The sequence below is a fragment of the Pseudomonas sp. GXM4 genome (assembly GCF_008923895.1).
Lineage (GTDB): Bacteria > Pseudomonadota > Gammaproteobacteria > Pseudomonadales > Pseudomonadaceae > Aquipseudomonas > Aquipseudomonas atacamensis.
The window spans coordinates 1-1,649 of record NZ_WBRZ01000483.1; the positions used below are offsets into that span (position 1 = coordinate 1).

The following is a 1,649-nucleotide window of genomic DNA, read 5'->3' on the forward strand; positions in this document are numbered from 1 at the left end:
GCCCAGCGGGGATGAATCCCCTCGCCACAAAAAGCTCTCCAGCCACAAAAAATCATCAAGCAACACATCTGACCTGTGTCACAAAAAAAAGCGGACAGCCTGGGCTGTCCGCAAAATGCGCACATAGAGAGGAGCTTATCGCAGACGCGTCAGAACGTTGACTGAATTTTCAGGCCAGCGACCAAAGCGTTATCGACTTCATCCACACCGCCCGGATGGGTGATGTATTGCAGGTTGGGACGCACGGTCAGCCAGTTGGTGACATGGATGCCGTAGTTGAGTTCGTAGTTGTACTCGGTCTCACGAATCGGCGAGAACGCGGCGTTGTCGTAGTCGGACACACCGTTCGCAGCGTTCAGCAGTTCAGCGTTGCGCTTGACGTCCTTGTTGACGTGGATACGCGCAGCGCCAATACCGATGTCATCTTTCGGACGCGCATCGAACGGGCCTTTGTAGACAAACATCACCGACTGGTAGTTGTCGATGAAGTTGGTGTCCTTGTCGTGGAAAGTCGCGTTGGCAGCGATGTTCAGACCGCGAGTCGCATCACCGTTGTGGCTGGTGAGTTGCTGTTGCGCAACGAACCAGTAACCGCTTTTGCTGTTGTGCGACTTGTAGTCATCACCGGTGGTTGCCGCGTCGAAACCGTTGACGTCTTCGCGAACGTCGTCGGCATCGGCCGTGCTCTTGTAGTAACCGACGCGGTATTCGCCCGGCAGGCTGTTGACCTTCGGCGACCAGACCAATTCAACCGGCAGCACGGTACCTTTGGTGCCGCTGCCGCTGAGCTTGAAGCCGTTGCCGTGTTCCAGCTGCGACGGGTTCTGGTTGTACGCACCGATCTGCGCGTAGAGCTCGTCGTTGATGTTGTACTTCACACGGATCGCGGCCTGGCTGACGGGCCAGTTGTACCAGATGTTGGTCGCCCAGTTACCCACTTGCGAACCGCAGAACGCCAGGTTCTGGAAGTCGCACGGGAAGGTGTTGAAGTCTTCGCCTTCGCCGAAGTAACCGGCCTTGACGTCGAGCTTGTTGTCGAAGAACTGGTGCTGGATCCACAACTGGGTCAGACGCACCATGTGGCCACGGCCGTAGACTTCCTGCGAGGAGCTGAGGGTGCCGGCACGCGGATCGCCAACGCGGTCGTTGGAGATGTTGTAGCCGTTACGGTTGGTCAGCTGGATCTTCGCTTGGGTGTTGTCCCAGCCCCACAGTTTCTGCAGGTCGAGGGCCACGCCCAGACCGAACTGGTCGGCGTAACGCGCAGTCTTGTCGTCGTTGTAGCCACCGTTCAGGTTGGCTCCCATCTCGCCAACGTAGTCGGCCTTGATGTCGATACCCTGCTCGATCAGCTTGGTGCGCTCGCCGCCCCAGTCGCCGGTCATCCACTTGGAGTCGGAGCTGAACGCATCCGCCGCCATCGCATTACCGGCCAGCACCAGTGCAGCTGCCGCTGAAACCTGGCAGATCAACCGGGCATTGACGTGTTTCTTTTTCATCCCTACATCCTCGTCTTTATTGTTATTAACTGTTTTTATCTAACGCGGTTTACATAAAGTGCGACGAATGACAGGCCATTCACCGCGTGCTCCTTTTTGTGGAACCGGCCCTTGTGGGAGCTGGCTTGCCAGCGATGCGAGCGACTCGGT

1 protein-coding gene is annotated in these 1,649 nt (G+C 57.4%); it reads right to left on the reverse strand.

Annotated features, from left to right (window positions below; all coding sequences use genetic code 11):
• Positions 1-149 precede the first annotated feature (149 nt).
• Positions 150-1,499 carry a carbohydrate porin gene (locus tag F8N49_RS27600; protein WP_076563920.1) on the reverse strand — a complete coding sequence of 450 codons (1,350 nt, stop codon included), beginning with the start codon at positions 1,497-1,499 and terminating at the stop codon, positions 150-152.
• Positions 1,500-1,649: the final 150 nt, after the last annotated feature.